24 protein-coding genes and 1 pseudogene are annotated in these 24,574 nt (G+C 31.9%); 11 read left to right on the top strand and 14 right to left on the bottom strand.

Annotated features, from left to right (window positions below; genetic code table 11):
• The 7 genes from Q0873_RS02070 to Q0873_RS02040 all read right to left on the bottom strand — a co-directional run bounded on the left by Q0873_RS02070 (position 1) and on the right by Q0873_RS02040 (position 6,881).
• A complete protein-coding gene (locus Q0873_RS02070) occupies positions 1–558 on the bottom strand; it encodes a mobilome CxxCx(11)CxxC protein (RefSeq protein WP_299104084.1) in 558 nt (185 codons plus the stop codon).
• A 234-nt stretch (positions 559–792) separates the two neighbouring features.
• A complete protein-coding gene (locus Q0873_RS02065) occupies positions 793–2,124 on the bottom strand; it encodes a DUF58 domain-containing protein (protein ID WP_299104330.1) in 1,332 nt (443 codons plus the stop codon).
• Positions 2,125–2,126: 2 nt separating this feature from the next.
• Positions 2,127–3,134: a MoxR family ATPase gene (locus tag Q0873_RS02060; RefSeq protein ID WP_299104083.1), complete on the bottom strand. Its 1,008-nt coding sequence runs from the start codon at positions 3,132–3,134 to the stop codon at positions 2,127–2,129.
• A 9-nt stretch (positions 3,135–3,143) separates the two neighbouring features.
• Positions 3,144–4,331, bottom strand: coding sequence for a DUF4350 domain-containing protein (locus tag Q0873_RS02055; protein ID WP_299104082.1), 1,188 nt, complete (start codon positions 4,329–4,331; stop codon positions 3,144–3,146).
• A gap of 2 nt (positions 4,332–4,333) precedes the next feature.
• Positions 4,334–5,062: a DUF4129 domain-containing protein gene (locus tag Q0873_RS02050; RefSeq protein WP_299104081.1), complete on the bottom strand. Its 729-nt coding sequence runs from the start codon at positions 5,060–5,062 to the stop codon at positions 4,334–4,336.
• Positions 5,063–5,065: 3 nt separating this feature from the next.
• Positions 5,066–5,923 (bottom strand): hypothetical protein, encoded by an 858-nt coding sequence (locus Q0873_RS02045; protein ID WP_299104080.1) that lies wholly within the window; start codon positions 5,921–5,923, stop codon positions 5,066–5,068.
• Positions 5,904–6,881: a stage II sporulation protein M gene (locus Q0873_RS02040; protein WP_299104079.1), complete on the bottom strand. Its 978-nt coding sequence runs from the start codon at positions 6,879–6,881 to the stop codon at positions 5,904–5,906. Before Q0873_RS02040 ends, Q0873_RS02045 begins: the two co-directional genes overlap by 20 nt.
• A gap of 96 nt (positions 6,882–6,977) precedes the next feature.
• On the opposite strand from Q0873_RS02040, the gene Q0873_RS02035 reads away from it, so the two are divergent.
• Together Q0873_RS02035 and Q0873_RS02030 are read left to right on the top strand one after the other, a co-directional pair.
• Positions 6,978–7,694 (top strand): RDD family protein, encoded by a 717-nt coding sequence (locus Q0873_RS02035; protein ID WP_299104078.1) that lies wholly within the window; start codon positions 6,978–6,980, stop codon positions 7,692–7,694.
• A gap of 78 nt (positions 7,695–7,772) precedes the next feature.
• A complete protein-coding gene (locus tag Q0873_RS02030; protein WP_299104077.1) occupies positions 7,773–10,736 on the top strand; it encodes an AAA domain-containing protein in 2,964 nt (987 codons plus the stop codon).
• Positions 10,737–10,869: 133 nt separating this feature from the next.
• Here Q0873_RS02030 and rocD read toward each other — a convergent pair whose 3' ends face one another.
• The 4 genes from rocD to Q0873_RS02010 form a co-directional block, all read right to left on the bottom strand.
• A complete protein-coding gene (rocD, locus tag Q0873_RS02025; protein WP_299104076.1) occupies positions 10,870–12,108 on the bottom strand; it encodes an ornithine--oxo-acid transaminase in 1,239 nt (412 codons plus the stop codon).
• A 187-nt stretch (positions 12,109–12,295) separates the two neighbouring features.
• Positions 12,296–12,784, bottom strand: coding sequence for a hypothetical protein (locus Q0873_RS02020; RefSeq protein WP_299104075.1), 489 nt, complete (start codon positions 12,782–12,784; stop codon positions 12,296–12,298).
• Positions 12,774–13,160, bottom strand: coding sequence for a DUF6768 family protein (locus tag Q0873_RS02015; RefSeq protein WP_363322520.1), 387 nt, complete (start codon positions 13,158–13,160; stop codon positions 12,774–12,776). Before Q0873_RS02015 ends, Q0873_RS02020 begins: the two co-directional genes overlap by 11 nt.
• A 4-nt stretch (positions 13,161–13,164) precedes the next feature.
• Positions 13,165–13,716 (bottom strand): RNA polymerase sigma factor, encoded by a 552-nt coding sequence (locus Q0873_RS02010; RefSeq protein WP_299104074.1) that lies wholly within the window; start codon positions 13,714–13,716, stop codon positions 13,165–13,167.
• A gap of 137 nt (positions 13,717–13,853) precedes the next feature.
• On the opposite strand from Q0873_RS02010, the gene rlmD reads away from it, so the two are divergent.
• From rlmD to Q0873_RS01965, 9 genes are all read left to right on the top strand, one after another.
• Positions 13,854–15,305, top strand: coding sequence for a 23S rRNA (uracil(1939)-C(5))-methyltransferase RlmD (rlmD, locus tag Q0873_RS02005; protein ID WP_299104072.1), 1,452 nt, complete (start codon positions 13,854–13,856; stop codon positions 15,303–15,305).
• A gap of 101 nt (positions 15,306–15,406) precedes the next feature.
• The gene (locus Q0873_RS02000) at positions 15,407–15,889 is read left to right on the top strand and encodes a DUF6452 family protein (RefSeq protein WP_299104071.1); all 483 of its coding nucleotides are present in this window, start codon (positions 15,407–15,409) and stop codon (positions 15,887–15,889) included.
• Positions 15,870–16,571, top strand: coding sequence for a DUF6048 family protein (locus Q0873_RS01995; protein ID WP_299104070.1), 702 nt, complete (start codon positions 15,870–15,872; stop codon positions 16,569–16,571). The genes Q0873_RS02000 and Q0873_RS01995 overlap by 20 nt, the downstream gene beginning before the upstream one ends.
• Before the next feature lie 60 nt (positions 16,572–16,631).
• Positions 16,632–17,579: a 2-oxoglutarate and iron-dependent oxygenase domain-containing protein gene (locus Q0873_RS01990; RefSeq protein WP_299104069.1), complete on the top strand. Its 948-nt coding sequence runs from the start codon at positions 16,632–16,634 to the stop codon at positions 17,577–17,579.
• 2 nt (positions 17,580–17,581) lie between these two features.
• The gene (locus tag Q0873_RS01985) at positions 17,582–17,905 is read left to right on the top strand and encodes a translation initiation factor (protein WP_299104068.1); all 324 of its coding nucleotides are present in this window, start codon (positions 17,582–17,584) and stop codon (positions 17,903–17,905) included.
• A gap of 126 nt (positions 17,906–18,031) precedes the next feature.
• Positions 18,032–18,976 (top strand): DUF1835 domain-containing protein, encoded by a 945-nt coding sequence (locus tag Q0873_RS01980; protein WP_299104067.1) that lies wholly within the window; start codon positions 18,032–18,034, stop codon positions 18,974–18,976.
• Positions 18,977–19,846 carry a nucleoside phosphorylase gene (locus Q0873_RS01975; RefSeq protein WP_299104066.1) on the top strand — a complete coding sequence of 290 codons (870 nt, stop codon included), beginning with the start codon at positions 18,977–18,979 and terminating at the stop codon, positions 19,844–19,846.
• A 3-nt stretch (positions 19,847–19,849) separates the two neighbouring features.
• Positions 19,850–20,710, top strand: a complete 861-nt coding sequence (locus Q0873_RS01970; protein WP_299104065.1) for a substrate-binding domain-containing protein — start codon at positions 19,850–19,852, stop codon at positions 20,708–20,710.
• Positions 20,711–20,732: 22 nt separating this feature from the next.
• The gene (locus tag Q0873_RS01965) at positions 20,733–20,891 is read left to right on the top strand and encodes a hypothetical protein (protein WP_299104064.1); all 159 of its coding nucleotides are present in this window, start codon (positions 20,733–20,735) and stop codon (positions 20,889–20,891) included.
• A gap of 55 nt (positions 20,892–20,946) precedes the next feature.
• Here Q0873_RS01965 and Q0873_RS01960 read toward each other — a convergent pair whose 3' ends face one another.
• The 3 genes and pseudogenes from Q0873_RS01960 to Q0873_RS18240 all read right to left on the bottom strand — a co-directional run.
• Positions 20,947–23,103 carry a peptidase domain-containing ABC transporter gene (locus Q0873_RS01960; protein WP_299104063.1) on the bottom strand — a complete coding sequence of 719 codons (2,157 nt, stop codon included), beginning with the start codon at positions 23,101–23,103 and terminating at the stop codon, positions 20,947–20,949.
• A 79-nt stretch (positions 23,104–23,182) separates the two neighbouring features.
• On the bottom strand, positions 23,183–23,866 hold the full coding sequence (locus Q0873_RS01955) for a hypothetical protein (RefSeq protein WP_299104062.1): 684 nt from the start codon (positions 23,864–23,866) through the stop codon (positions 23,183–23,185).
• Between the two features lie 152 nt (positions 23,867–24,018).
• A pseudogene (locus Q0873_RS18240) lies at positions 24,019–24,414 on the bottom strand (CPBP family intramembrane glutamic endopeptidase); the annotation flags it as partial.
• Positions 24,415–24,574: the final 160 nt, after the last annotated feature.

Genomic DNA, 24,574 nt, shown 5'->3' with positions numbered 1-24,574 from the left:
TTATTTAGTTTCCGTGTTTCCACAAAGTTCACAATTTCCTTTTTTAAATTTCCAAGGTGAAGAATTACACAATGGACATTTTATCCTATGATTACCAGGTTCAATTTCCTTTAATGCTTCTCGGTATGTTTCTTTCTTTATTTCATTAGATATACCAGCAAAAATATCCGTATCACTATTGTCAATTTCTGTAACATAACGAAAGAACCATTTTTGTTCATTCTCTGGAAGTTCTGCAATTCGGTCGCATTCATTTGCAATGAAAATGTTGTTTTTCATTCCAATTTTATGAAGGGTAATCTTGTCATTTACTTTAATAATCAAAGACCAAATTGAAATTCCAATAAGTATTAATGATAGTCCAAAGCTTATGTAATTCATTAAAGACTCGTATTCGGTAGATTTTGACACGTACTGTGCAATTATGAAGAATAATGGAACGATTAAAGTCAGAACTAAAAAAGTCTTATTCAGGTTTTCATATTTATTTTTTCCTTTTCGATGTAAAATCTTAGCTGAAATAGCATTCAATTTCGTTTGTTCAATTTTGTTCTGCATTTGGTTTTAATTATTGCCAACTCGTATACATATGCAACTATTATTCGTGTATACTTCCTAATTTGGTTGGCTATGTGCATATTTTTTTACACTTATTTTTTAATTTTCTAAAACTAAATAAAAGCAATAAGTTACCCTTACGGGAAACCGTATGGAAAGTAAGTTTTTTCCTTAGTGTTAATTAATTTGAGTAAAATTGGACATAAAAAGATTCTTCCTCTTCTAGAAACCTTTTTAAATCATCCCCTTTGCCTTAAACTCTAAGTATTTGTTAATTACGTTTACCGACAAGTATTGTGGTTTGGTTAAGATGGCATTTAATCCATTTTTCTCTAGCTCTTTTACCATTAAACGCTTTTCATAGGCATATTTTTCAGCAATGGTTTTATGGTAAACTTCTTGTAAGTCTTCTGCTTTTTCCGAGATAAGATTGTCCAACTCTGTATTTTCAAAAAATATGGTTACCAATAAGTGTTTTTTGGCAATAGATTTTAAATAAGGTAGCTGCCTTTTTAAAGCAGAGATATGTTCAAAATTGGTATATAAGAGCAATAGACTTCGTTGGTTTATTTTTCGTTTCACCGTAGCATTTAACAAGGCAAAACTAGAATCTGAGAAGTTGGTATTGGTATGATACAACTCTTCATTTAAGAGATGTAAGTTGGTTTTCTTATTACTGGCAGGTACTATCTTTTCTACTTTCTTGGCAAAAGTGATCATTCCTGCTTTGTCGTTTTTCAATAAGGCTATATTAGAAAATGCCAAGGTAGAGTTAATGGCATAGTCTAACAATTTCAATTCTTCAAAAGGCATTTTCATTACCCTTCCTAAATCGATAATTGAATAAATAGGCTGTGATTTTTCATCTTGGTACTGGTTCACCATTAATTCTGCTCTTTTTGCAGTAGCTTTCCAGTTAATGGTACGGACATCGTCACCAGGAATATAATTTTTGATTTGCTCAAATTCCATAGTATGCCCTATTCTACGAATCTTTTTCAATCCAAATTCGGTCAGCTTATTGTTCATTGCCATAAATTCATATTTTTTCATTTGAACATATGACGGATATACCTTTACATTTTCTTCTTCTGAAAAGGTATATCTTCTTCCTACCACTCTTAAAATAGAAGAAGTGTACACATTTAACTTACCAAATTGATATTCTCCTCTTTCTACCGGTCGTACCGTATAGTTAAAGGTAGCTTTATCATATGATTTTATATTTTGTTGAACGTTAAAGTCTCTTTTTTGAAACTGAAAAGGAAGTTCATCAATTACCCTAGTAGTAACATCAAAGGGATAGTTGTTTTCTAATTGTACATGAATTTCATTGGCATCAGAATTTGAAAGCTTTTCGCTCACCATTCTGCTTCCTTTGATTCCGTTTTTAAATCGAAATAAGATCACCAAATCAATGATAAAAGCAATGGACAATAACCATACTAGCATCCATGCCAAACCATACAATGGAGCAAACCAAAACGACAGTAAAAATACTGCGGAGATGATTGCAATGTATACAAAGAATCGATTGTGTAGGTATAACGATTTAAAAAATTGGATCACTATCTTGGTACTTCTACAGATTGTACAATAATTTCAATAACCTTATCAGTCGTCATTCCTTCCATTTCTCTTTCAGGAGTTAGCATTACTCTATGTCTTAACACAGGATATACACTTTTCTTTACATCTTCAGGAATTACAAAATCGCGTCCGTTAATAGCCGCAAAAGCCTTTGCTGCCATTAATATAGCAATACTTGCTCTTGGAGAAGCTCCTAAATACAAGTGATTGTTATTTCGTGTGCTTGCGGTGATTTCTGCAATGTACTTTACAATCTTCTCCTCTACCAATACATCAAATACTTTGTTTCTAAAATCAACTAACTCACTTTCGGTCAATACTGCTTCAATTTGTGCTTGTGGTAAAGCTCCTTTTCTAGCATTATGAGAGGTTAATATTTGTACCTCCTCTTCTAAAGATGGATAACCAACATTAATTTTAAATAAAAATCGGTCTAACTGCGCCTCAGGTAAGGCATAGGTTCCTTCTTGCTCAATAGGGTTTTGCGTAGCCAATACCATAAATGGTGGATTCATTGCATAGCGCACCCCGTCCATGGTAATTTGCTTTTCTTCCATCACCTCAAACAAAGCTGCTTGCGTTTTTGCTGGCGCTCTGTTAATCTCATCAATCAATACCAAATTAGAAAAGATAGGTCCTTTTTTAAATTCAAAATCAGAAGTTTTCATATTCAACACAGAAGTACCCAATACATCCGAAGGCATTAAATCTGGCGTAAACTGAATACGATTAAAATCGGTTGCAATGGTTTTGGCTAATAACTTTGCTGTGACTGTTTTTGCCACTCCTGGTACTCCTTCAATCAATACATGACCATCTGCCAATAAGGATACTAACAATAGCTCTATAAATTCTTCTTGTCCAACAATTACTTTAGACAATTGTTCTTTTATGTTAGAAACGGCTTCTTTTAAACCTGATAAGTCTATTCTACTTGAAAAAACTTGATCGTTCTCATTCGCTGCTGTATTTTCTTCTGTACTCATATTCCTAATTTATGTTGCTTTAAAAGCTTCAATAGCTTTGTTTAAAGCTATCAATTCTTCTTTGGTTATGTGTTCTTTTTGCTGAATGCTTGCTATGTTGGCAAACAAGGCTTTGACATCTTCTAAAGTATTACCACTCCTACTTGCCAAGTTTGTATAAAAATCTTCGTTGATATTCAAAGTAGACATACGGTATTGTGTTCTAATATACTCTAAGAAATAATCTATTTTATGTTGTGCTATATTTTTGTGTTCTGACTTTTCGTAATACATATTGGCAATGGTTCTTGTAAATGCCAATGTTTGGTTTTTAAGCGGAGTAATTACCGGGATAATACGCTGATTTCTTTTTCCTTTGAAAATAATAAAAAACAACACCCCTATCAACCCGATATAATACGCCCATTTTAAAGAGTCTGTACTCAGTAAATATTGCATTGGAGAGGTAAATCTGCTCTTTCCTGTTTTATAATACGCATCCCAATACACCGTTTCTTCATCATTTAAATACGACAGTACCGAAGAAACATATTCGTTGTTATCTTCTAACAACATGTTATAATTTGTAAAAGCTTCAGGAAATGTATGCAAATAGAAGTTTCCTTCTCCGTGTTTTACCTTGATAAAGTTTGGTGCTGTTTTTACAATTGAATCTTTTTCGTCTTTAATGACCAATTCTCCTAAAACAGTAGTTTGTAAAGTATCAACTTCAGTAAAATAATCTTTTCCAAATTCTCTATCAAAAACAAACTCTTTGTTTCTAAAAGCTGGATTGACTAATTTCTGATAGGTGTTTTCTTCAAAAGCCGAAGTATACGCTCCTTTGGTATGTACCTGTAAGGTATCAATATCCATTCCACTAGAAGCAATAAAAACATCATTTCCTCTTTCTGTAAATTCTAATAATTCATCCAACTCTTCTTTTCCGATATTGATGTAATTATTAATAAACAGATAGCTTCCTCTATGGGTAGTATCTTTTAAAAATAAATAAGGTTGTAAACGAATATCTTCTATTTTCTCTGGAAACAATGTATTCAGTTCTGTTCGCAACACATAGGTTCCGTATGGAATCTTATGTTTTGCAGCATAACTAGGAAACCAATTAATTTGCTTAGGCTTGCTTCCTTCAAGAAATACAATTCCTAATCCAACTAAGACCAATATCGCTATGTATATTTTTACTTTTTTATCCAAGCTTAATTGATTTTAGTTATAAAATTTTTGAACTGCTTTTCGGTAGTGTAATATTCTGTTTCTGAAATTTCAAAATTCCCATACCACACATAGTCATACAAATACGTAATTGTTTTAAAATCTGCATACAAGCGAGGTTGCTGATGCATCTCTTTTATATAATCTTCATTTGTTTTTTCTTGTTGCCAAACAATGGTTTCTTTAGCTACTAGTTTTTTCAGCACCAACAAATAATAATATCGAATGGCTAACTGGTAATTCTTTACATCTATGGCTTCTTGAATTAGCTTTGGTAAATCTTTTTCTTTAATCAACGCTTCTTCTTCGCTAAAAGAAACAATCGGAGATTTACCCTTACCGCTTACTATATTGCTCGCATTCACCTTTAAAAAGAACTTTATAAGTAAATACAATACAACTCCTGCAATAACATAAGGAAGTGCACTTAAAATAAAACGTAGCACTCCTACAGCTGGAGCAATATCATCAAACAAATAGCCCAGTAGCTTTTTGATCATTCGCTTAAACCAATCCCAAATCGCTTCTAAAACTCCAGGTTCTCTTTTTTCGACAGTATAAATAAACTCTTTTTGCTCTTTATACGCATCGATTTTTTTTGGATCAAACCTTTTAAGCTCAATTGCATCGGTGTCATATACGACCTCCTTCTCTTTCTGAGCAAAGAGGGTAATAGAAAATAATAATGCTATGTAAAATGCGAATGCTTTCAATGCTTACTGACCTAATCCGTCTATTTTTTCAATGGTTCCTGTTAAGTTTTTCTGTTCGTTGATATCAAAATATAAGAACACATTGGTGATTAATGTAATAGAATAGAACATTAAGTTCCCAAGTATTGATACTAGGTTTAATAGTAAATAAATAGGGTCTTTAAAAGTGTTAAACATTTGAGTTGGATCATCACTTTCTAGACTTATTCCTACGTTCATCATTTGGTATATAAATGCTGGAATTTGAAAAATATACCCCAAAATAGTCACTAGAATCCATACAACTAAAATAACTCCTAATGTTTCCCAAAAATGTCCGTTTACAAAATTGAAACATTTACTAATTGCATCGGTAGCTGAAGCATCTTCAAAAACTAATATTGATGCTCCTAAAGACAAGGCTGTCATGGTATAAAGAACTGGAAAGAAGCATAATAAAATACTTACTACAGCTATAATCCATGCAATAAATCCAAATCCTGCAAAAGACCAAAACTTCTCACGAGTTTTCTCTCGTACTTCTTCATAAACTACCCTACCCTTATTATTGATATACGATTGTATATAATACATTCCTGCTAAATTGATATATACATAGGCAACCAAATAGGCGATCATCAATATAAAAACAGCAGACATCATTGAAAATCCAGCACCAATATCATCGATTCGTTGCATTAATCCGGACATAGAATACATATAATAGAACATTGCCATTGCTGCAATAGCAATTGGTATCCATGAGATTTTAGCTATTGTTATAAAAAACGGCTTCCCTTCTAGCCTGATAAACTTAAAAGCATCAGTTATAATAGCTCCTAAATCTCTCTCTTTTTTAAATTCAATGTATTCTTGCGTCATTTTGTAGTTGATTTTTATAAACTTTTATTGGGTATATGATATAGTAAAATATAATTAATGCTAAGGAGCCAAATATGATTAGAATGGCTAACCAATCGGGCATTTCTGTATGACGGGTGACAAAACCTTCTAAGAAACCGGCTATAATAAAAAACGGTATGGTACTTACCATGATTTTCAATCCGTCTTTAATACTTCGTTTAAAAGATTCTAATCGCGAATAGGTTTTAGGAAACAAAATTCCGTTTCCTAATACCAAGCCTGCACATCCTGCAATAACAATTACAGAGATTTCTATGGTTCCGTGAATCCAAATAGTTCTAGAAGATTCCCATAGTAAGTCTTTATCATAAAAGAAATACAAAAACGAACCTAACATAATTCCGTTTTGCATCATGATATATAATGTTCCTACTGAGAATAAAATTCCAAATAGAAAGGCATACATAGCTACGCGAATGTTGTTTAAGGTAATTCCTATAAACATATCTACCTCATTGGCTTTTTTATAAACCGCCATCGGATCTCCTTTCTCTATGTTTTCAAGTGTCATGTTTACATAGCCATCTCCCATGATTAAACGAACAAAATCAATATCATTTGCCGATGAAAATGCGCCTACCAATGTAAAGAATCCAAATACTAAAAAGGTTATAAGTAATTGTTTTTGGTATCCGTAAAATAGCAACGGAAACTCTTCAGTAAAAAAAGTCAGCAACCTATTTTTACCTTCTTTTTGTGTTTTGTAAATCTTTTGATGAGCAGAAGAAGCCAGAGAGTTTAGGTATACTGCTGTATTTCCGTGAGGATAAAATGTTTTCGCAAAACTTAGGTCGTCAGTAATTTCAACATACAAATCTGACAACTTATCGGGCGTAATGGTTGTTTTTTGATGTAAAACATCTTCAAACAACTGCCATTTATCTTTATTTTTTTTTACAAAAGCAGCTTCTCTCATAGTAGCAACGCTAAACTTCTTTTATCACAGTTTTTTTTATCTTCGCTAAACTAAAAAAACTTCAACAAATAACCATAAAAATTGAAAAAGTAATTCATGGATAACTTTCAAATAGAAACTGCACAGAATATTACTATTAATCAAAATGCAGCGCATATCACTACCCGTATAGGTTCTTACTTAATTGATCTCTTATTTGTTGTTGGGTATTATATCATTGTTTTTTATGTATTGAATGCTCTAGATATAGAACCTAGTATGGAATATTATTCTATTTATCTCTTACTAGGGCTTCCTGCTTTTTTCTATAGTTTAATTTTTGAAGTTTTAATGAATGGACAAACTCCTGGTAAATACTTTAACCAAACTCGTGTGGTAAAATTAGACGGTTCAAAACCTACCTTTGGTGCCTACTTATTACGTTGGTTGTTACGTATTGCCGATTTTGGTTTTGCTAGTGGTGCAGTTGCCGTACTAACTATTTTATTAAATGGTAAAGGACAACGCTTAGGAGATATTGCAGCTGGTACTACGGTGATTTCAGAAAAGAAAAGAATTACCTTAAAAGATACCATTGCTACAGATGTTGAAGATGATTACAATCCAACCTATTCACAAGTTACCTTACTATCTGATAGTGATATTCATACCATCAAAAACTTGTATAAAGATGCTAAGGCAAAAGGAAATCATAAGGTTATTTTAAAGCTTCACATAAAAATTTTAGAAATCACCAATATTCAAACAAAAGAAAAACCAATGCAATTTATTGATACTGTTATTAAAGACTATCATTACTATGCACAGCAATAAAAATTATCGTTTCTAAATTTTAAATTCCTATTTATAAAGTTTACTTTCGCCTCCTTTTAAAGGGATATACGGGGGAAAATGAACAACGAAAAAAACTGGTTACACTATTACAAAAACAGCTTGTTTGATAGTGAAAACCTTGCCATTGATATTAGTCGAATAAAGAATTTGTTTCGTCAAAACAATTCAAACTTAAGCACTCCTTTGCTTAATAAGAAGAATGCTACTGTTTTATTAGATGCTGAAGAAAATAGAATTAATCGATTAAGAGGAATTACTAAAAAAGACAGTAATAATTGGCATAAAGTTGAGGATGCAGAAATATTAATTGCTCCATTTCATTTACAATATCAAACCGATAATCCGAAATTTAAAGACAAGGTTATTTATCCGTTTTGGGTAAGTGCTAAGATTGATAGATCAGGAAATTTAAAGCCTCCTAGAGAGCTATTCCCTTTGATTGTTAGAAATTTTTTAGCACCAGTAGCCGATGTTAAAAACGATTTTATCTTTTCTTCTATAGATACCGTTGTCCAAGCGCAAGAAATAGAAGCGCCTTATGCTGAAGAAGGCGAAACTATTGGTTGGGATTTATACTGGGATTATGTCAATGAAGTTTTTGCTGAAGTTACCCGTAAAAATTTATCTAACTATAAAGCAGACAGGTATACTACGAAGTTTGAGCTAACCTATTTTGCTACCAGTTCTAAAATATCCACAGCAAAAAGTATCTTATTTGTATATGATAATTTATTAGATACCACAGAGGAAGCTCCTTTACTATCTAAGCTTATCTCCCCTGCTCAACGAGAAAAAAGAGAGGCTGTAACTGATTTTGAATTTTTAAGCTACAACCATCTTCATTTAGGGCAAATGTCTAATGAGTTTCCTTTGTCCATAACACAAAGAAAGACTTTATTGTCTTACTTAAGTGCTGAAGAAAATTCAGTTATGGCGGTAAATGGACCTCCAGGAACTGGAAAAACAACCCTATTACAAAGTTTGGTAGCCACGGAAGTTGTAAAGGCTGCTATTCGAGGAGAAGACGCTCCTTTAATTGTAGCGTGTTCAAATAACAACCAAGCAGTAACCAATATTATTGATAGTTTTATCAATTCAAAAAGTACCCTAGACGATCTAGCTGAAAGATGGATTCCTAATTTTCATGGGTACGCTACCTATCTTCCTTCGAGCTCTAAGAGTGAAAAGGCGTTAAAAGGAATTAACTTTTTAAAAGGTAACTTATTCGGTCATGAAGGGACGCTTTGTGATTTAGAAGACGAGCAATATCTGTTTGAAGCCAAGCATTATTTCTTGGATAAGTTTAATACTTATTTTAATCTAGAAGCTTATGAATTAGAGGATGCTTGTAATCATTTACAGGAAGAGATTTTCAATATTGAAGATCAACTTTTAGATAGTGTAGATTTTCCGAGTAATTATTTAAAATCCATAGCACAAATCAACAAATGTTTGTGCAAGCAAGAAGATATCATACAAGGTTTTAATTTAGAAATTACTAAACTTCAAAATTGGAGAAAAGAGTTAACTGAATTAAAATCTTTAGAGAAAAACAAAGGTTTTCTTGTAAAAGGAAGTGCTTTTCTTTCTACGGAAGAGCATTCAGAAAGCCATACCTTTAAAACAACTCAAGAAGTTTTAGAGGATAAAAAACAATTGAGCAACTTTTTAAAACAGCTCATCAACCAAATAAACGTTGCACTACAATCTAATCTAAAGCTAAAAACATGGATTGTAGAAAATAATATCAAAGGTTTTCCTTCTGTTTCTGAAGAGGAAATGTGGAAAAATGAGTATAGTAAATTAAACGCCGATACTCTTAAACATGAATTCTTTTATGACGAATTAGATCTTAATCTTCGTCATAAGGCCTTTTTATTAGCAACTCACTACTGGGAAGCTCGCTGGATACTGCAAACTACCGAAGTTCTTGAAGAGGATTTAGAAAAAGGTACTGGAGAAAATGCTATTAGAGAAAAATGGAAGCGTCGTGCTATGCTTACTCCTTGTTTTGTAGCTACTTTTTACACAGCTCCATCTCATTTTTTCTACAGTCAGTTTATAGAAAAAAATCAAGAAGGTAGGCCTATTTTTGAGTACTATCCACTCTATAACTTTTTAGATTTATTAATCATTGATGAGGCCGGACAGGTAACACCAGAAGTAAGTGTTCCAATGTTTGCCGTGGCTCAAAAAGCTTTTGTGATTGGTGATTTAAAACAAATAGAACCTATTTGGTCTATCCCACCAAAAATTGATTTAGGAAATCTTTCTAGTGTACAAGTTGTTTCAAATCCTTCTGATTATGAATACCTAAAAGAACTCGGATTTTTAGCTTCTAACGGAAGCATTATGAAAATGGCTCAAAATTCTTGCGAGTATGTTACTACACTATCCGACCAAAAAGAGCAAGGTTTAATTTTATTAGAGCATAGAAGATGTAACGATGAAATTATTGGTTTTTGTAATGAACTCGCATACAATGGTATTTTAAAACCCATGAAAGGAAAAGCCAAAGAAGATCAAGTTTTTTCATCTATGGTGGCTTATCATGTAAATGGTGTTAGCGAACGTAAATACAATAGTCGTTGTAATATGGAAGAAGTAAAAGCCATTACTACTTGGTTACAACAAAACAAAGAACATATACAAAATGCTTATAATGTTGAGGATATTGAGAGCGTTTTAGGAATCATTACTCCTTTTGCAAGTCAAAAAGGAGAGCTTTCTAAAGCCTTAACTGAAGCCGGATACAATGTTAACAAAATGAAATTAGGTACCGTGCATGCCTTACAAGGAGCAGAACGTAACATCATTCTTTTTAGTTCTGTATATAGTAATGACGATGAGGGGACTTTATTTTTTGACAAAGACAACAAACCTAACATGCTCAATGTAGCCGTATCAAGAGCAAAAGACAGTTTTATTTTATTTGGCGACACCCGTATTTTTGATGAAACACAAAATACACCTTCAGGAGTTTTAAAGAAGCATTTAAGTGTTCATGAAATGGTTAATTAAGCAATAAAGTTAACCAAAAGAGAAAATTAAAACTGTGCTAAAAAGCTATTGAAAAACCAATAAATAGTCTATCATCAAAATAAAAAAAGCGTCACTTAATTTAGTGACGCTTTTTTATTGCTATCTAGAATTATTAAAATTCTGAAATTGTCTTTTTAATAATAGAAATACAATCCATTAATTGCTCTTCATTCATTACTAATGGTGGTGCAAAACGAATAATGTTTCCATGCGTAGGCTTTGCTAATAATCCATTATCACGTAATTTCATACAAATATCCCAAGCAGTAGAACTATCTTCTGTATCGTTAATTACAACAGCATTTAACAATCCTTTTCCTCTAACTAAAGTTACTAAGTCATTTTCTTTAGCAAACTCAGATAACTCTGCTCTAAAGATTTGCCCTAAACGCTCAGCGTTCTCAGCTAACTTCTCATCTTTTACTACTTCTAAAGCAGCAATTGCAACTGCAGCAGCTACTGGATTTCCTCCGAACGTAGATCCGTGGTTACCTGGTTTGATTACATTCATAATGTTATCATTTGCTAATACCGCAGAAACAGGATACGCTCCTCCACTTAATGCTTTTCCTAAGATTAAAACATCAGGTTGTACATTTTCATGATTTACAGCTAATAATTGTCCTGTACGAGCAATACCCGTTTGAACTTCATCAGCAATAAATAATACATTGTGCTTTTCACATAATGCTTTTGCTGCTGCTAAATACCCTTCAGAAGGTACATAAACTCCTGCTTCCCCTTGAATAGGTTCTGCCATGAAACCAGCAATATTATCATTATTCTCTAAAGCTTCTTCTAAAGCTTTTAAGTTATCATACTCTATTTTAATGAAACCGTTTGTAAATGGTCCAAAATTCTTACGAGCAACAGGATCATTAGAAAAAGAAATAATAGTAGTAGTTCTTCCGTGGAAGTTATTCTTACATACAATTATTTGTGCTTCATTTTCTTCGATTCCTTTTACTTCATACGCCCACTTTCTACAAAGCTTTAAAGCCGTTTCTACAGCCTCAGCTCCTGTATTCATTGGTAATAATTTATCAAACCCAAAATACTCGGTTGCAAATTTTTCATAACGACCTAACATATCGTTATAAAATGCACGAGATGTTAATGTTAAGGTTTGTGCTTGGTTTACCATTGCTCCAACAATTTTTGGATGACAATGTCCTTGATTTACCGCTGAATAAGCTGATAAAAAGTCATAATACTTCTTACCTTCTACATCCCATACATACACTCCTTCTCCTTTACTCAATACTACTGGTAACGGGTGATAGTTGTGCGCTCCATACTTGTTCTCTAATTCAATCGCTTGTTGCGAAGTTAATTGGTCTAAAACAGCCATTTTAAATAATGTTTAAGTGAATAAAATAACCATTCCTTATCTACCTTTATTTTTTCGAGTTTGGTTTTCTTGAAGTAGTGTCAAAAGCTCGAAAAAGCAGCGTGGGAAAGAAATCATCCCTAGAAAGTCGCAAATTACTAAATATTCACTGTTTCTTAAAACTTATAACCAAAATTTAACCTAAAAATCACAAATAGGCCGTCATTTTACCCAATTTCATTTTTTCGCCCCTATTAAAACTGATTTCTCTAACAGTATCCATCCCTTCTCCCCACAAATAAGTATGTCCCTTCAATCCTTTTAAAAGCTTCATTCTTCTTTCTAATCGTTTCAATTCTATCTCAGTAGCTTTTCTTTTCTCCCCTAATCCTCCATATAACTTTAGTGCTGGGTGTTTTGCAAACCTACTTTTATACAAAGACTTTATCCAAAACCATTTACTACTATTCACTGCCAATACACAAACCTGATTATTCGTAGCTGCATTAGAAGTTAATTTTGAAGAAAACTTTTCAAAATAAAATCCCGTTTGATCTTTATTTAAAAACAAGGTTCCAATAGAAGTAATCAATGGACCATTCTCCTTACTAACTGTAGCTATAGACACATGTAAACTTGTTTTAAAACTCTCTGTTACATGCCTCCTTATTGTCTTCCACTCTTTCTTAATGTCCATCAATTTTACTAGATAAAGATGATATTTGTATTTCCAATCGTTTCAATTCTCTCATCAATGCTTTCTTATCCATTTGCATCCATGCAAAAATCTTCAACATACTTACTCCAATTAAAAAGATTAAGGTTCCACTTGCCCATTTTAACAACTCCTTCATTTCTTCTGCGTTAAAAAACTGTACTAAGCAATAGATAAAGAGTCCAAAAAAAACTAAGGTCATAAAATTCATCATGTACATAATCCACTTGTTCTTTCCTTCGAACAAACCAAAGATCATTTCTACTACATTTTGCTCGTCTAAATCATCGTAAAACTTTGCCTCTTCTTCAGACAATGTTTCCTTTATTAACTTATCTATATCTTCTATCTTACTCATAATATTAATGTTTTATAATTGTTTTTAATTTTTCTCTGGCATGAAATAACCTTGATTTGGCAGTTCCTACTGATATTTTTAACAGACTACTAATCTCTTTAAGAGTGTATGACTGAGTATAAAACAGACGAATCACAACTTGCTGTTCATCGGATAGTTTCTGAATGGCGTCTAATAACTTTCTCTTTAATAGTTCTTCTTGACTCCCCACCTCTTTAGACTCTTCGGGTTGTTCAGTGATTTCTTTACTATACCTGTGAAGTTTACTTTCATTTCGTTGATGCGCACGTAACCAATCAATTGCTTTTCTATTTACAATACTAATTGCCCAAGATTTGAATTTTTCTGGCTCCTGCAAATCATATAATTTGTTAAATATAATTTTCCAACTTTCTTGTACGATATCTTTCGCTATGTCGGCATCTTTTACTTTGTAAAATGAAAGCTTACAAAAATAAAGGTGCCATCTCTTAACAAGATAATTCAGTGCAATCTTATCGCCAGATTGATAGGCTAACACGAGTTCTTTATCTGATATTTTGAGTCTGTTTTTCATTTTCAAATACATCTAATAGACGTAGAAAATATTAAAAGGTTCAATTTTCTTTTAAAAATAAAAATTTAAGTACTGTTTAGGCATATTTCAAAACATATCTTTTTCATAATTTTGCAATCCATAAATTTAGAGTCATAATGCCACGTAGAGAACGCAATAAGTTTGTAAAGAGAAATCAGGTTATAGAAATTTTAATTGAAGATTACGCCTTCGGCGGAAAAGGAATTGGACGTATTCGTTCGGAAGAAGGAGTTTTTGTGGTGTTTGTTCCCAATACACTTCCGGGTCAATTGGTGAAAGCCCGCGTTGACAAATCAAAAAAGAAGTATGCTGAATGTAAATTAATTGAAGTTTTAAAACACTCTGATGACGAAGTGGAAGTTCCTTATCAAGAAATTCCAGGAGCTCCATATATTCAATTACCTATAGATTTACAGCATCAATATAAAAAAGAGAGTACTTTATCTTTATTTAAGCGCATTGGTAAAGTTGAAAATATTGAAGACTTGTTTGATGAATTTGTAAGTTCTCCAAATGTATTTCATTATCGTAATAAAATGGAATATGGTTTTTCTGCTATTGGATACGATCATATCCACAAAACAGATGTTGATGAGTTTACTTTAGGATTCAAACGTAGAGGAGTTTGGTGGATGGGTGATAACCTAGATAAAGATTCTGGTTTATTCGATAAACAGGTAGAAGACAACCTAAAGAACATTCGAGAATATTGTAAAGCTACCAATTTAGCTCCCTGGCATGGCCCTAGAAAAGAAGGTTTCTTTAGATATTTTGTAGTTAGAAAATCTTACAAAACAGACAAGTTACTATTCAACCTAGTTACCACATCGCCTGATTTACCAAAATTCGACTTAAACAAGTTTGCTAATTATTTAGTGGAATTGTTTGGTGATAGAGTTGCTGGATTGTTACATACTATTAATGATGAAACTGGTGATAGAACTATAGCAACCTCCGGAAGTATCAACTTAGTATATGGAAAAGATAAAATTGTAGAGGAATTGTTAGGGTTGAACTTTGAAATTAGTATGAAAAGCTTCTTTCAAACAAACCCTAAATCTGCCGAAAAATTATATACCAAAGTGGTAGATTATGCTTTAGAAAATAAAGAAGCTATAGACAATACTGTTGTAATGGACTTATTCTGTGGAACAGGAACAATTGGACAAATCATTGCTTCTAAAGCAAACAACACTAAAATTGTAGGAGTTGACATTGTAGCCTCAGCTATTGAAGATGCCAAAGAAAACGCAAAAAGAAATAATATTGAAGGCTTAGAGTTTTATGCTGCTGATGTTGGAAAATTCTTACTTGAACATCCACAGTATAAAAACAAAATAAGAACTATTATTTTAGACCCTGCCCGTGCAGGAATTGCACCAAAAACATTGAAAAAAATCATTCAATTAAATGCTGAAAGAATGGTATATGTTTCATGTAACCCTGCCACACAAGCAAGAGATACTGAACTATTGAGAGAAGCTGGATATAACATCAAAAAAATTAGTTTGGTAGACCAGTTTCCACACACATCACATATTGAAACCGTAGTTCTTTTTGAAAAATAAACTAAAACCAGTCTATCGACTGGTTTTTTATTTATAGATCAACACTTCTTTTCTCTTTAGAATTATTCTTACTTTTGGCTTAACATAAGAATAATACATCAATGAAAAAATATGCTTTTTTAATAGCTATCTTATCTATACTTATTTCATCTTGTGAAAAGGATGATTTTTGTACAAATCCTAAAGCCACTCCGAAACTAGTCCTTAGATTTTTCGATAAAGATGCAAACAGTGACTTAAAAAATGTAGAGCGTTTATCTGTAATTGCTCAAGGAAAAACTGATAGTTTATTTACCAATCAAACTACAGATAGTATTGCTATTCCTTTAAACACACTCACAAACCTAACAGTGTATACTTTAAAAATGAATAATACAGATGAAACTATTGCTAACAATAAAGTTTCAACACTTACCATTCAATATACACCTAAAGAAGATTTTGTTTCTCGTTCTTGTGGATTTAGAATTATTTTCAAAGACGTTTCTATAAACGAATCTGGAGATTGGATAAACAACCTTTCTACAACATCAATTACAACTATTGACAACGAAAACAATGCTCATGTTAAAGTATTTCACTAACATTTTATTTTTACTTGCTTTCACAAGCAGTTTTGCCCAGAAACTTACAAATTCGAATACTACAGAAAAAGACACTATTACCTATAAAACGGTTTATGGACTGCGTGTAGGTGTAGATATAAGTAAACCTGGACTTTCTATTTTTGATAAAAGTTATAGCGGATTAGAAATCGTTGGAGATTATCGCATTTCTAAAAAATGGTATTTAGCCACTGAATTAGGATATGAAGAAGAAATAACCTTTGAAGATTTCTTACAATCTACCTCTAAAGGTAGCTTTATTCGACTTGGAGTTAATTATAATGCCTATAACAATTGGCTAGACATGAATAATGAAATATTTGTAGGAATGCGTTATGGATTTGCTTTATTCGATCAAACTTTAAATAGTTACACGCCCAACGTAAACAACACTTATTTTCCTTCGAACACAATCTCAACTCCAAGAACCGACACTGGATTAACAGCGCATTGGGCTGAACTTCAATTAGGTATCAAAGCTGAAACATTTAAAAATTTGTTTGTCGGATTTAGCTTCGCTTATAAAGTTGGTATTAGTATCGATGACCAAGAGAGCTTTAAAACATTGTATGCCCCAGGGTTTAATAGGGTTTTTGGTAGTGGTACAGGCTTTGGTTTTAATTACACCATTTCCTATTTAATCCCAATTGTTAATAAGTAATTTTCTTTATCACCCTTGTTTTTAATACCTTTACAATCGATTTAAAAAAAGTTATTAACAATGAGTAAAGTACCAAGTGTAAATTTAGCTGACTTTTTATCTGAAGATGAAAGTAGAAAGCAAAAATTCATAAATGAAATAGGACATGCATACGAAACTATTGGTTTTGTTGCTTTAAAAGGACATTTCTTAGATGATCAGTTAGTTGATGATTTATATAGTGAAATAAAAAACTTTTTCGAATTACCTGTTGACACAAAGCAGAAGTATGAGATTCCGGGTATTGGAGGTCAAAGAGGTTATGTTTCTTTTGGTAAGGAAAGTGCTAAAGGAAAGAAAGAGGGAGATTTAAAGGAGTTCTGGCACTTTGGTCAATATGTAGAAGACAACCCAAAATTAGAGGCTGAATACCCTGCAAATGTTGAAGTAGAAGAGTTGCCTAAGTTTAATGAAGTTGGTAAAAAAACTTACCAAATGTTAGAAAAAACTGCTAAGTATGTTTTACGTGCTTTAGCGTTACACTTAGGATTGGAAGAAACTTATTTTGACCAGTATATCAAAAATGGAAACAGTATCTTACGTCCAATTCACTACCCACCTATTCAAGAAGAACCTAAAGGAGCTGTAAGAGCAGCTGCTCATGGTGATATTAACTTAATTACTTTGTTAATGGGAGCTCATGGTAGAGGATTACAAGTACAAGATCATGATGGAGAATGGCATGATGCAATTGCACAGCCAGATGAATTAATGATTAATGTAGGTGATATGTTATCTCGCCATAGTAACAACAAATTAAAATCAACTATTCATCGTGTTGTAAATCCTCCTAAAGAATTATGGGGAACTTCTCGTTATTCGATTCCATTCTTTATGCACCCAATTTCTGATATGAAGTTAGATGTTTTAGAGAATTGTATTGACGAAAATAACCCAAAACAATTTGAGGATATTACTGCAGGTGACTTCTTAAACGAGCGTTTACGCGAACTTGGTTTAATAAAGTAATAATGGACTTACAAGACCAACTTAAAGACCTATTTCCAGATCATCAATTTGAAGAGAAGCCTGTAGAGAAAACCTCAGATATATGGCTTCAGGAAGAACCTTTGCTTTGTAAATATGAAAAGCGTAAGGGAAAACCAACAACAATTATTGATGGTTATAACGGAGCTACAAAAGACTTTAAACTTCTTGCAAAGCAAATTAAATCACAATTAAGTGTAGGAGGAAGTTTTAAAGATGACACTATAATTATTCAAGGTGATTATCGTGATCAAATCATGGAAATCTTAAAAGATAAAGGATTCAACGTAAAACGCGTTGGAGGATAAAAAAGTGCTGGATTTCATCCAGCACTTTTCATTTTCCCTGATTTTCAAAATGTTAAAATTCTTCTAATTAATAATAACGTATAAAAACCATCGTTTATTATACTAAACTATTAAATTCCCTAAACTATGGCTTCTTCTGTTTTACACATTACCAATGGAGATTCTACAACAAACCGCTTAAAAAAACTAAAGTATCAAGGCGATATCATTACTTGGAGAGAAATGCTTTGTGAAGGAAAAACTACTATTGATGTTGGTAGTGAAGGCTTCTGGAAAAACAGATTCGATTTCTTTAAAAACACCTATCAACTTTCGAAACAAAAATTTATTGATCTTACGCTAAAAGAATATAGAAACCTTTGTAACCAGAAAAAGCAAGATGAAATTGTTTTGTGGTTTGAATATGACCTGTTCTGCCAAGTAAATATGTTAGCTGTTATAAGTTGGTTAAAGCGCTATAGAAATAATAGGAAAATCTCTTTAATATGTAGTGGAAAGGTGGAAAATTCAGAAAAGCTATTCACTTTAAACGAATTATCTAACGAGCAGTTAAAAAATCATTTTGATAATAGATTAGAATTAAACCAAGATGATATTGAATATGCCGATTACATTTGGCAACTGTATTGTTCAGACAGTCCATTACGATTAGAAGCCATCCATAAACAAACCTCATCCTCTACATTTGCTTACTTAGAAGAAGCATTGAAAGCCCATTTACTGCGTTTCCCATCAACAAACAATGGCTTAAACTCTATAGAGAACTTCATTATAAACACCGCTCACAATACAAAACTAAGTAATAAACAAGAACTTGTAAGAGAGTTACTTATAAATCAAGAAACTTATGGTTTTGGAGATAGTCAATATTTTAGAAAAATAGACCAATTAAAGAAGCTATTTACCTCTTTTGATCCTATTAAGCTTAGTCGAGTTGGTAAGAAAGTCCTTGATAATCAAATGAATTATTACGGTCAGATTCGTTCAGATTTTTCGTATCTTGGCGGCGCTAAAAAATACAGCTACCTTTATGTAAACACTACAGACAAGCTGTTAAAAATTACAACATAAATGAGTATAAAACATTCTGAGTTAATCTTAAATCCAGATGGTAGTATTTATCATTTGAATTTAAGACCAGAACACATCTCCACTGATATCATCTTTGTAGGAGATCAATATAGAGTAGACAAAGTAACACAACACTTTGATAACATTGAGTTTAGCACTCAAAAAAGAGAATTTAAAACCACTACTGGTACTTATAATGGAAAACGATTAACTGTTATTTCAACAGGAATTGGTCCTGATAATATTGATATTGTTTTAAACGAATTGGATGCTTTGGTAAATATTGATTTAGATACTAGACAACCAAAAGAAAAACATACCCAATTAAATATTACTCGTATAGGAACTTCAGGTAGTTTACAAGCAGATATTCCTGTTAACAGTTTTCTTTTAAGCTCTCATTCAATAGATTTAAATGGAATGTTACAATCTTATCAAGTAGAAGAGATTGCACATCCAGATGTTGAAGAAGCCTTTATCAATCATACCAATTGGAGTGCTCGAAAATCATATCCTCTAGTAGTTGCCAACGGAAAATCTTTAGAAGAAAAATTAGTTTCTAACAAAGTTCATCTAGGAATGACTGCTACGGCAGGTGGTTTTTACGGACCACAGGGACGTGTATTACGTCTAGCTTTACAAGATGCTGATTTAAATGCGAAAATTGATAGCTTTAACCACAATGGAATTAGAGTTACTAATTTAGAAATGGAAACTTCAGCGATTTATGGTCTGTCTAAATTATTAGGTCATAATGCTGCTTCAATGAATGCACTTATTGCTAACAGAGCCAACGGAACTTTTAGTGAAGATCCAGGAAAAGTGGTTGCAGATTTAATAAAATACACTTTAGATAAATTAACCGAATAATCTATGGTTAACTTAAAAGTAGGTGGTGTACCAGAGCATTTTAATTACCCTTGGTACATCACTTTAAAAAACAAAGAATATACACAGAAAGGTATTAATCTTCGTTGGAAAGATTTTCCAGGAGGAACGGGTGCCATGTGTAAATCATTACGCGAAGGAGAAATTGATATAGCTATTGTACTTACGGAAGGTATTATTAAAGATATTATCAATGGAAATCCTTCAAAGATTACCCAAACCTTTGTGCAAAGTCCATTAATTTGGGGAATTCACGTTGGAGCAAAGTCGTCATTTAAAACAATTGACGATTTGGAACATGCTACTGTAGCTATTAGTCGTTATGGATCTGGATCACACTTAATGGCAATTGTAAATGCACACAATCATGGTTGGGATATTGACAAATTAAAGTTCAAAGTTGTGGGCAACCTACAAGGAGGAATTGATGCTCTTACCAATGGTGATGCAGACTATTTTATGTGGGAACATTTTACCACAAAACCTTTGGTTGACAATGGTACTTTTAGACGATTAGGTGACTGCCCTACTCCATGGCCATGCTTTGTGGTAGCTGTAAGAAATGAAGTTTTAGAAAACAATTTAGAAGAAGTTAAGACAGTTTTAAACATCATTAATAATTGTACGGAAGATTTTAAATCAATTGAAAACATTGATAAAACCCTTGCCAAACGTTATGAACAGCAATTAGAAGACATACAAGAATGGTTATCTATTACCGAATGGACAGATGGAAAACCAATTACAAAAAACTTAATTACACGTATACAAAATAAAATGATTCACTTTAACGTTATTGATGAGAAGAAAGATTCTGGTGAATTAATTAGAAATCTGTATATTTGACCACTCCTAAAATATTTAGATAATGAAAAAAGTAGTATTTATTGCAATTTGTGTAGTTAGTTTAGTAGGTTTTTCTTCATGTGGTAGCACTGCTCCATGTGGCTTAGCTAAGAACCAACAAACCAAACAAAAGCAACATCAACAACAAGAAGTATTAGTAGCAGAAGCTACTGCTGAATAGTTCGTTGATTTTTCTTAATCAAATTCAATAAATCCGCTTGTTAAGCGGATTTTTTTTATTCAAGATTTGGCATCTGTTGTTTCCATAAATTATAATAATTTCTTTTAGAACTATATAGTTCTTTATGATTTCCCTGTTCTAAAACCTTTCCTTTTTGTAAAACCACAATTTCATCGGCATTTACAACTGTACTTAATCGGTGCGCAATAATAATGATAGTTTTATTTTCTCTACGTAATCTTTCTACAGCTTTTTGAATATAGTTCTCAGAATTAGAATCTAATGAAGAAGTTGCCTCATCTAAAACTAAAACTTCTGGCTTTTTATATAACGCTCTTGCAATCGCAATTCGTTGTTTTTGCCCACCAGAAAGTGTTGCTCCATTTTCTCCAAAATAAGTATCAAAACCATTAGGTAGCGTTTCAATAAACTCCAAAATTCCCATAGATTTACATATATCAATAATCAATTCCATATCTGGATTAAAATCGCCAACAGCAATATTATCAATTACATTTCCTGCAAATAAATCTATTTTTTGAGGTACAACACTTACCTGTTCTCGTAAACTTTCTAATTGAATGTACTTTAAATCTAATTCTCCAATAGTGACTTGCCCTTTTTGTAAGGGATATAAATTTTGCAATAAAGAAATTAACGTCGACTTTCCAGAGCCACTTTCTCCTACAATAGCTGTAATATTTCCTTTTTTAATTTTTAAATTAAAATCGGTAAAAACCTGTACTCTGGTACCATATCTAAAAGTGACATTTTTAAACCTTATATCCGCTATTTTTTCTTTTCTTAAAATTACTTTTTCATCTTTTTCTTCCCTCTCTAAATCCATTATTTCAAACAATCGATCCGCAGCTATTAAAGCGCTTTGAATTTGCTTATTAGCTCCAATCAAACTTGCTACCGGGTTCATAAAATAACCTATAATGGCATAAAAAGACATCAACTCTCCCGCTGTAATTTGCCTTTCTATTACAAAATAAGAACCACTCCATAATAAAATTATTGTAAACAACTGTGCTACAAAAGTAGTTGAAGTACTTGAAAACACCGAATTTAAGGCAGATTTGTACCCTATTTGTAATAATTTTACAAACCCAGTTTCTGTTTTAATATTAGCAAAACTTTCTAAACCAAATCGTTTTATGGTACCTACAGCATTTAATGATTCTACAAGCTGACTTTCTAGATCTGCTGAACCTTCCATTATTTTACGTTCCGTCTTTTTATTTAACTTGTTAACAATAACATACAATATCAAGTATAAAGGAATAACCAAAAGCATTATTAACGCCAACTTCCAATAATACATAAACATTAACCCAAAAGAGAAAACTAGTATTAATATGTTTACCGTAAGACTTAAAGAAACCTCATTAATAAATGTTCTTATTTTTACAGCATCACTAATACGAGAAATGATTTCTCCCACACGCATAGTATCAAAAAATTGTTGAGGTAATTTTAGTAAATGTTTATAGTACCCTAAGATTAAACGAGCATCTATTTGCTGCCCTGTTTTTATTAAAAAAACATCCTTAAATACTCCTATTATAATTTGAAACGCTAGAAGTATTAGCATAACTATACTTAACAAATTCAGCAATTTAGTATTACCCCCTACTAAAACATGGTCTGTTATTTTTTGGATATATATAGAAGTTGAAAAACCAAGTAAAGTATACACAATTGCTCCAATAAATGCTTGCAATAAAATGAACTTATGCGGTTTCAATAAAAACCAAAAACGTTTTAAAACAGACACTTTTTCATTCCCTATAGCAAACTCTTCTTTTGGTAATAACAATACTAAAACTCCTGTCCATTCTTTTAAAAATACTTCATGTGTTTTTTTATGGATTTTTCCATCTCCTGGGTCCATAATTTTAACATGCTGTTTCGTTACTTCATAAATAACTACATAATGTTGTAATTGACCTCTTACAATTACATGTGCTATTGCTGGTTTAGGTATTTTGAATAGGCTATCTAATTCTCCGCGTACACCTTTAGCTTGAAAACCTAATTTTTCAGCTGCTTCAATTACCCCTAAAACATTGGTTCCTTTTTTATCTGTACCTGCATATTGACGTATCCGTGCTATTGGAATTTGCAAATTATAATGCGCAGCAATAGAAGCTAAACAGGCTGCTCCGCAATCGGTAACATCGTGTTGTCTGATACTAATTTTTGTCATTCCTCTTCACTTTTGGAATAACAAAGAAAGACAGGTTAACTGCAATTTTATTGCAAGGAAGCAACCAATTACATAATTCTTAAAAAAGAATCATTGAAACAAAATTATTTAAGCAATGAAAAATAACTCCATAAATGAAGCCATATTTTACTCTAAAGAAACCAATTAGTAATCCACTAGATAATTGAGGTAATATTAAAATTGGAATTAAATATGCGTTTTTAATTTCTACAATATTAAAAACGTGCAGTAAGGCAAATAACAAGGTGAGAAAATAAAATATTATGGAAAAGTTATTCTTCCAAAAGAGCCTTGTTTTTTCATTATTAACCCTAATAAAACAATAAAAAAGGCTTGTAACAAAAGCCGATAAAAGTAATCTTTCAAAAGTATTTTTAGAAAAATCTAAAAGTCCCTGATTGAATAAAATAGCAGAAAAAAAGAAAAAAGTCCCTATAAAAACAGCTATTACAAAGTTCTTCTTTTGATAGATCATTGGTAGCCTAAACATTAACTCTTCAAGTAATGGTACCATTACAACGCCATAAACCAAGGTTTTTAAAACACTCCATTTTTTTATTTTTTCCGCCACCAAATTTTGTTCCTGAATATCCAAAACATAAAAACAAGTTCCCATTACTATAAGGAGAAATATAAAGTAGTATACATATACTTTTAATATATTTTTTAGCTTCTTTTCTATATTTAAAGATACCTGACTAGGTTTTGGCTTAAGTAAAAAATCGAGTAGTTCTTTAAGCAAATCAAAAAAATAAAATAAGGTTTATTTCGCTAATAACTCTCCCAATAACTGACCCTTTTCAAATGCAAATCGAAAGAGCATCATTATTAAAAAAAGAAGTCCTATAACGATATAGTATTTTTGGTTATTACTATTTTTCATAATTCAAACGTTTAAGAAAATAGATTTCGTTTTTTTAAAACAGCATAAAGAAATACAAAAATAACTGATGAGAATATAAGTATTATTTCTGTGTACCAACCATATACCTCCAAGATAGAATTACTTCCATATTTAAAGTTTACATAAGAGAAAATACTAATAACAATATTTAAAACTATATGAATAAAAACAGTATAAAGTAAAGATCTTGTTTTGCAGTAAATATTACCTAAAAACAAACCCATTATGAAAGCCACAAGTATTTGGGTAAGATTAACATGAATTACGGCAAAAAGAAAAGAAGAAATCATAATGGATTTTCGCGAATCGTTATGAGTCAATAATCCTTTCAATATTATTCCTCTAAAAATTACTTCCTCTATAATCGGTCCAAAAAACAATGCTCCTAACCAATAAACACTATCCGATAAAAAAGAGAATTCAACTTTTTTGAACTCATGAGTTTAACTACTGGAAGCAAAAAGGATGTAAAAAAACAACATGCAAAAAGAGTATAATAAACGACATTTAACCCATTATTCAATCTTAACTTAACTTCTATTAAAG

This window comes from uncultured Tenacibaculum sp., from assembly GCF_947498805.1.
Lineage (GTDB): Bacteria > Bacteroidota > Bacteroidia > Flavobacteriales > Flavobacteriaceae > Polaribacter.
Note: the sequence above shows the minus strand (reverse complement) of the source record. Positions and strands in the feature narration are given on the sequence as shown.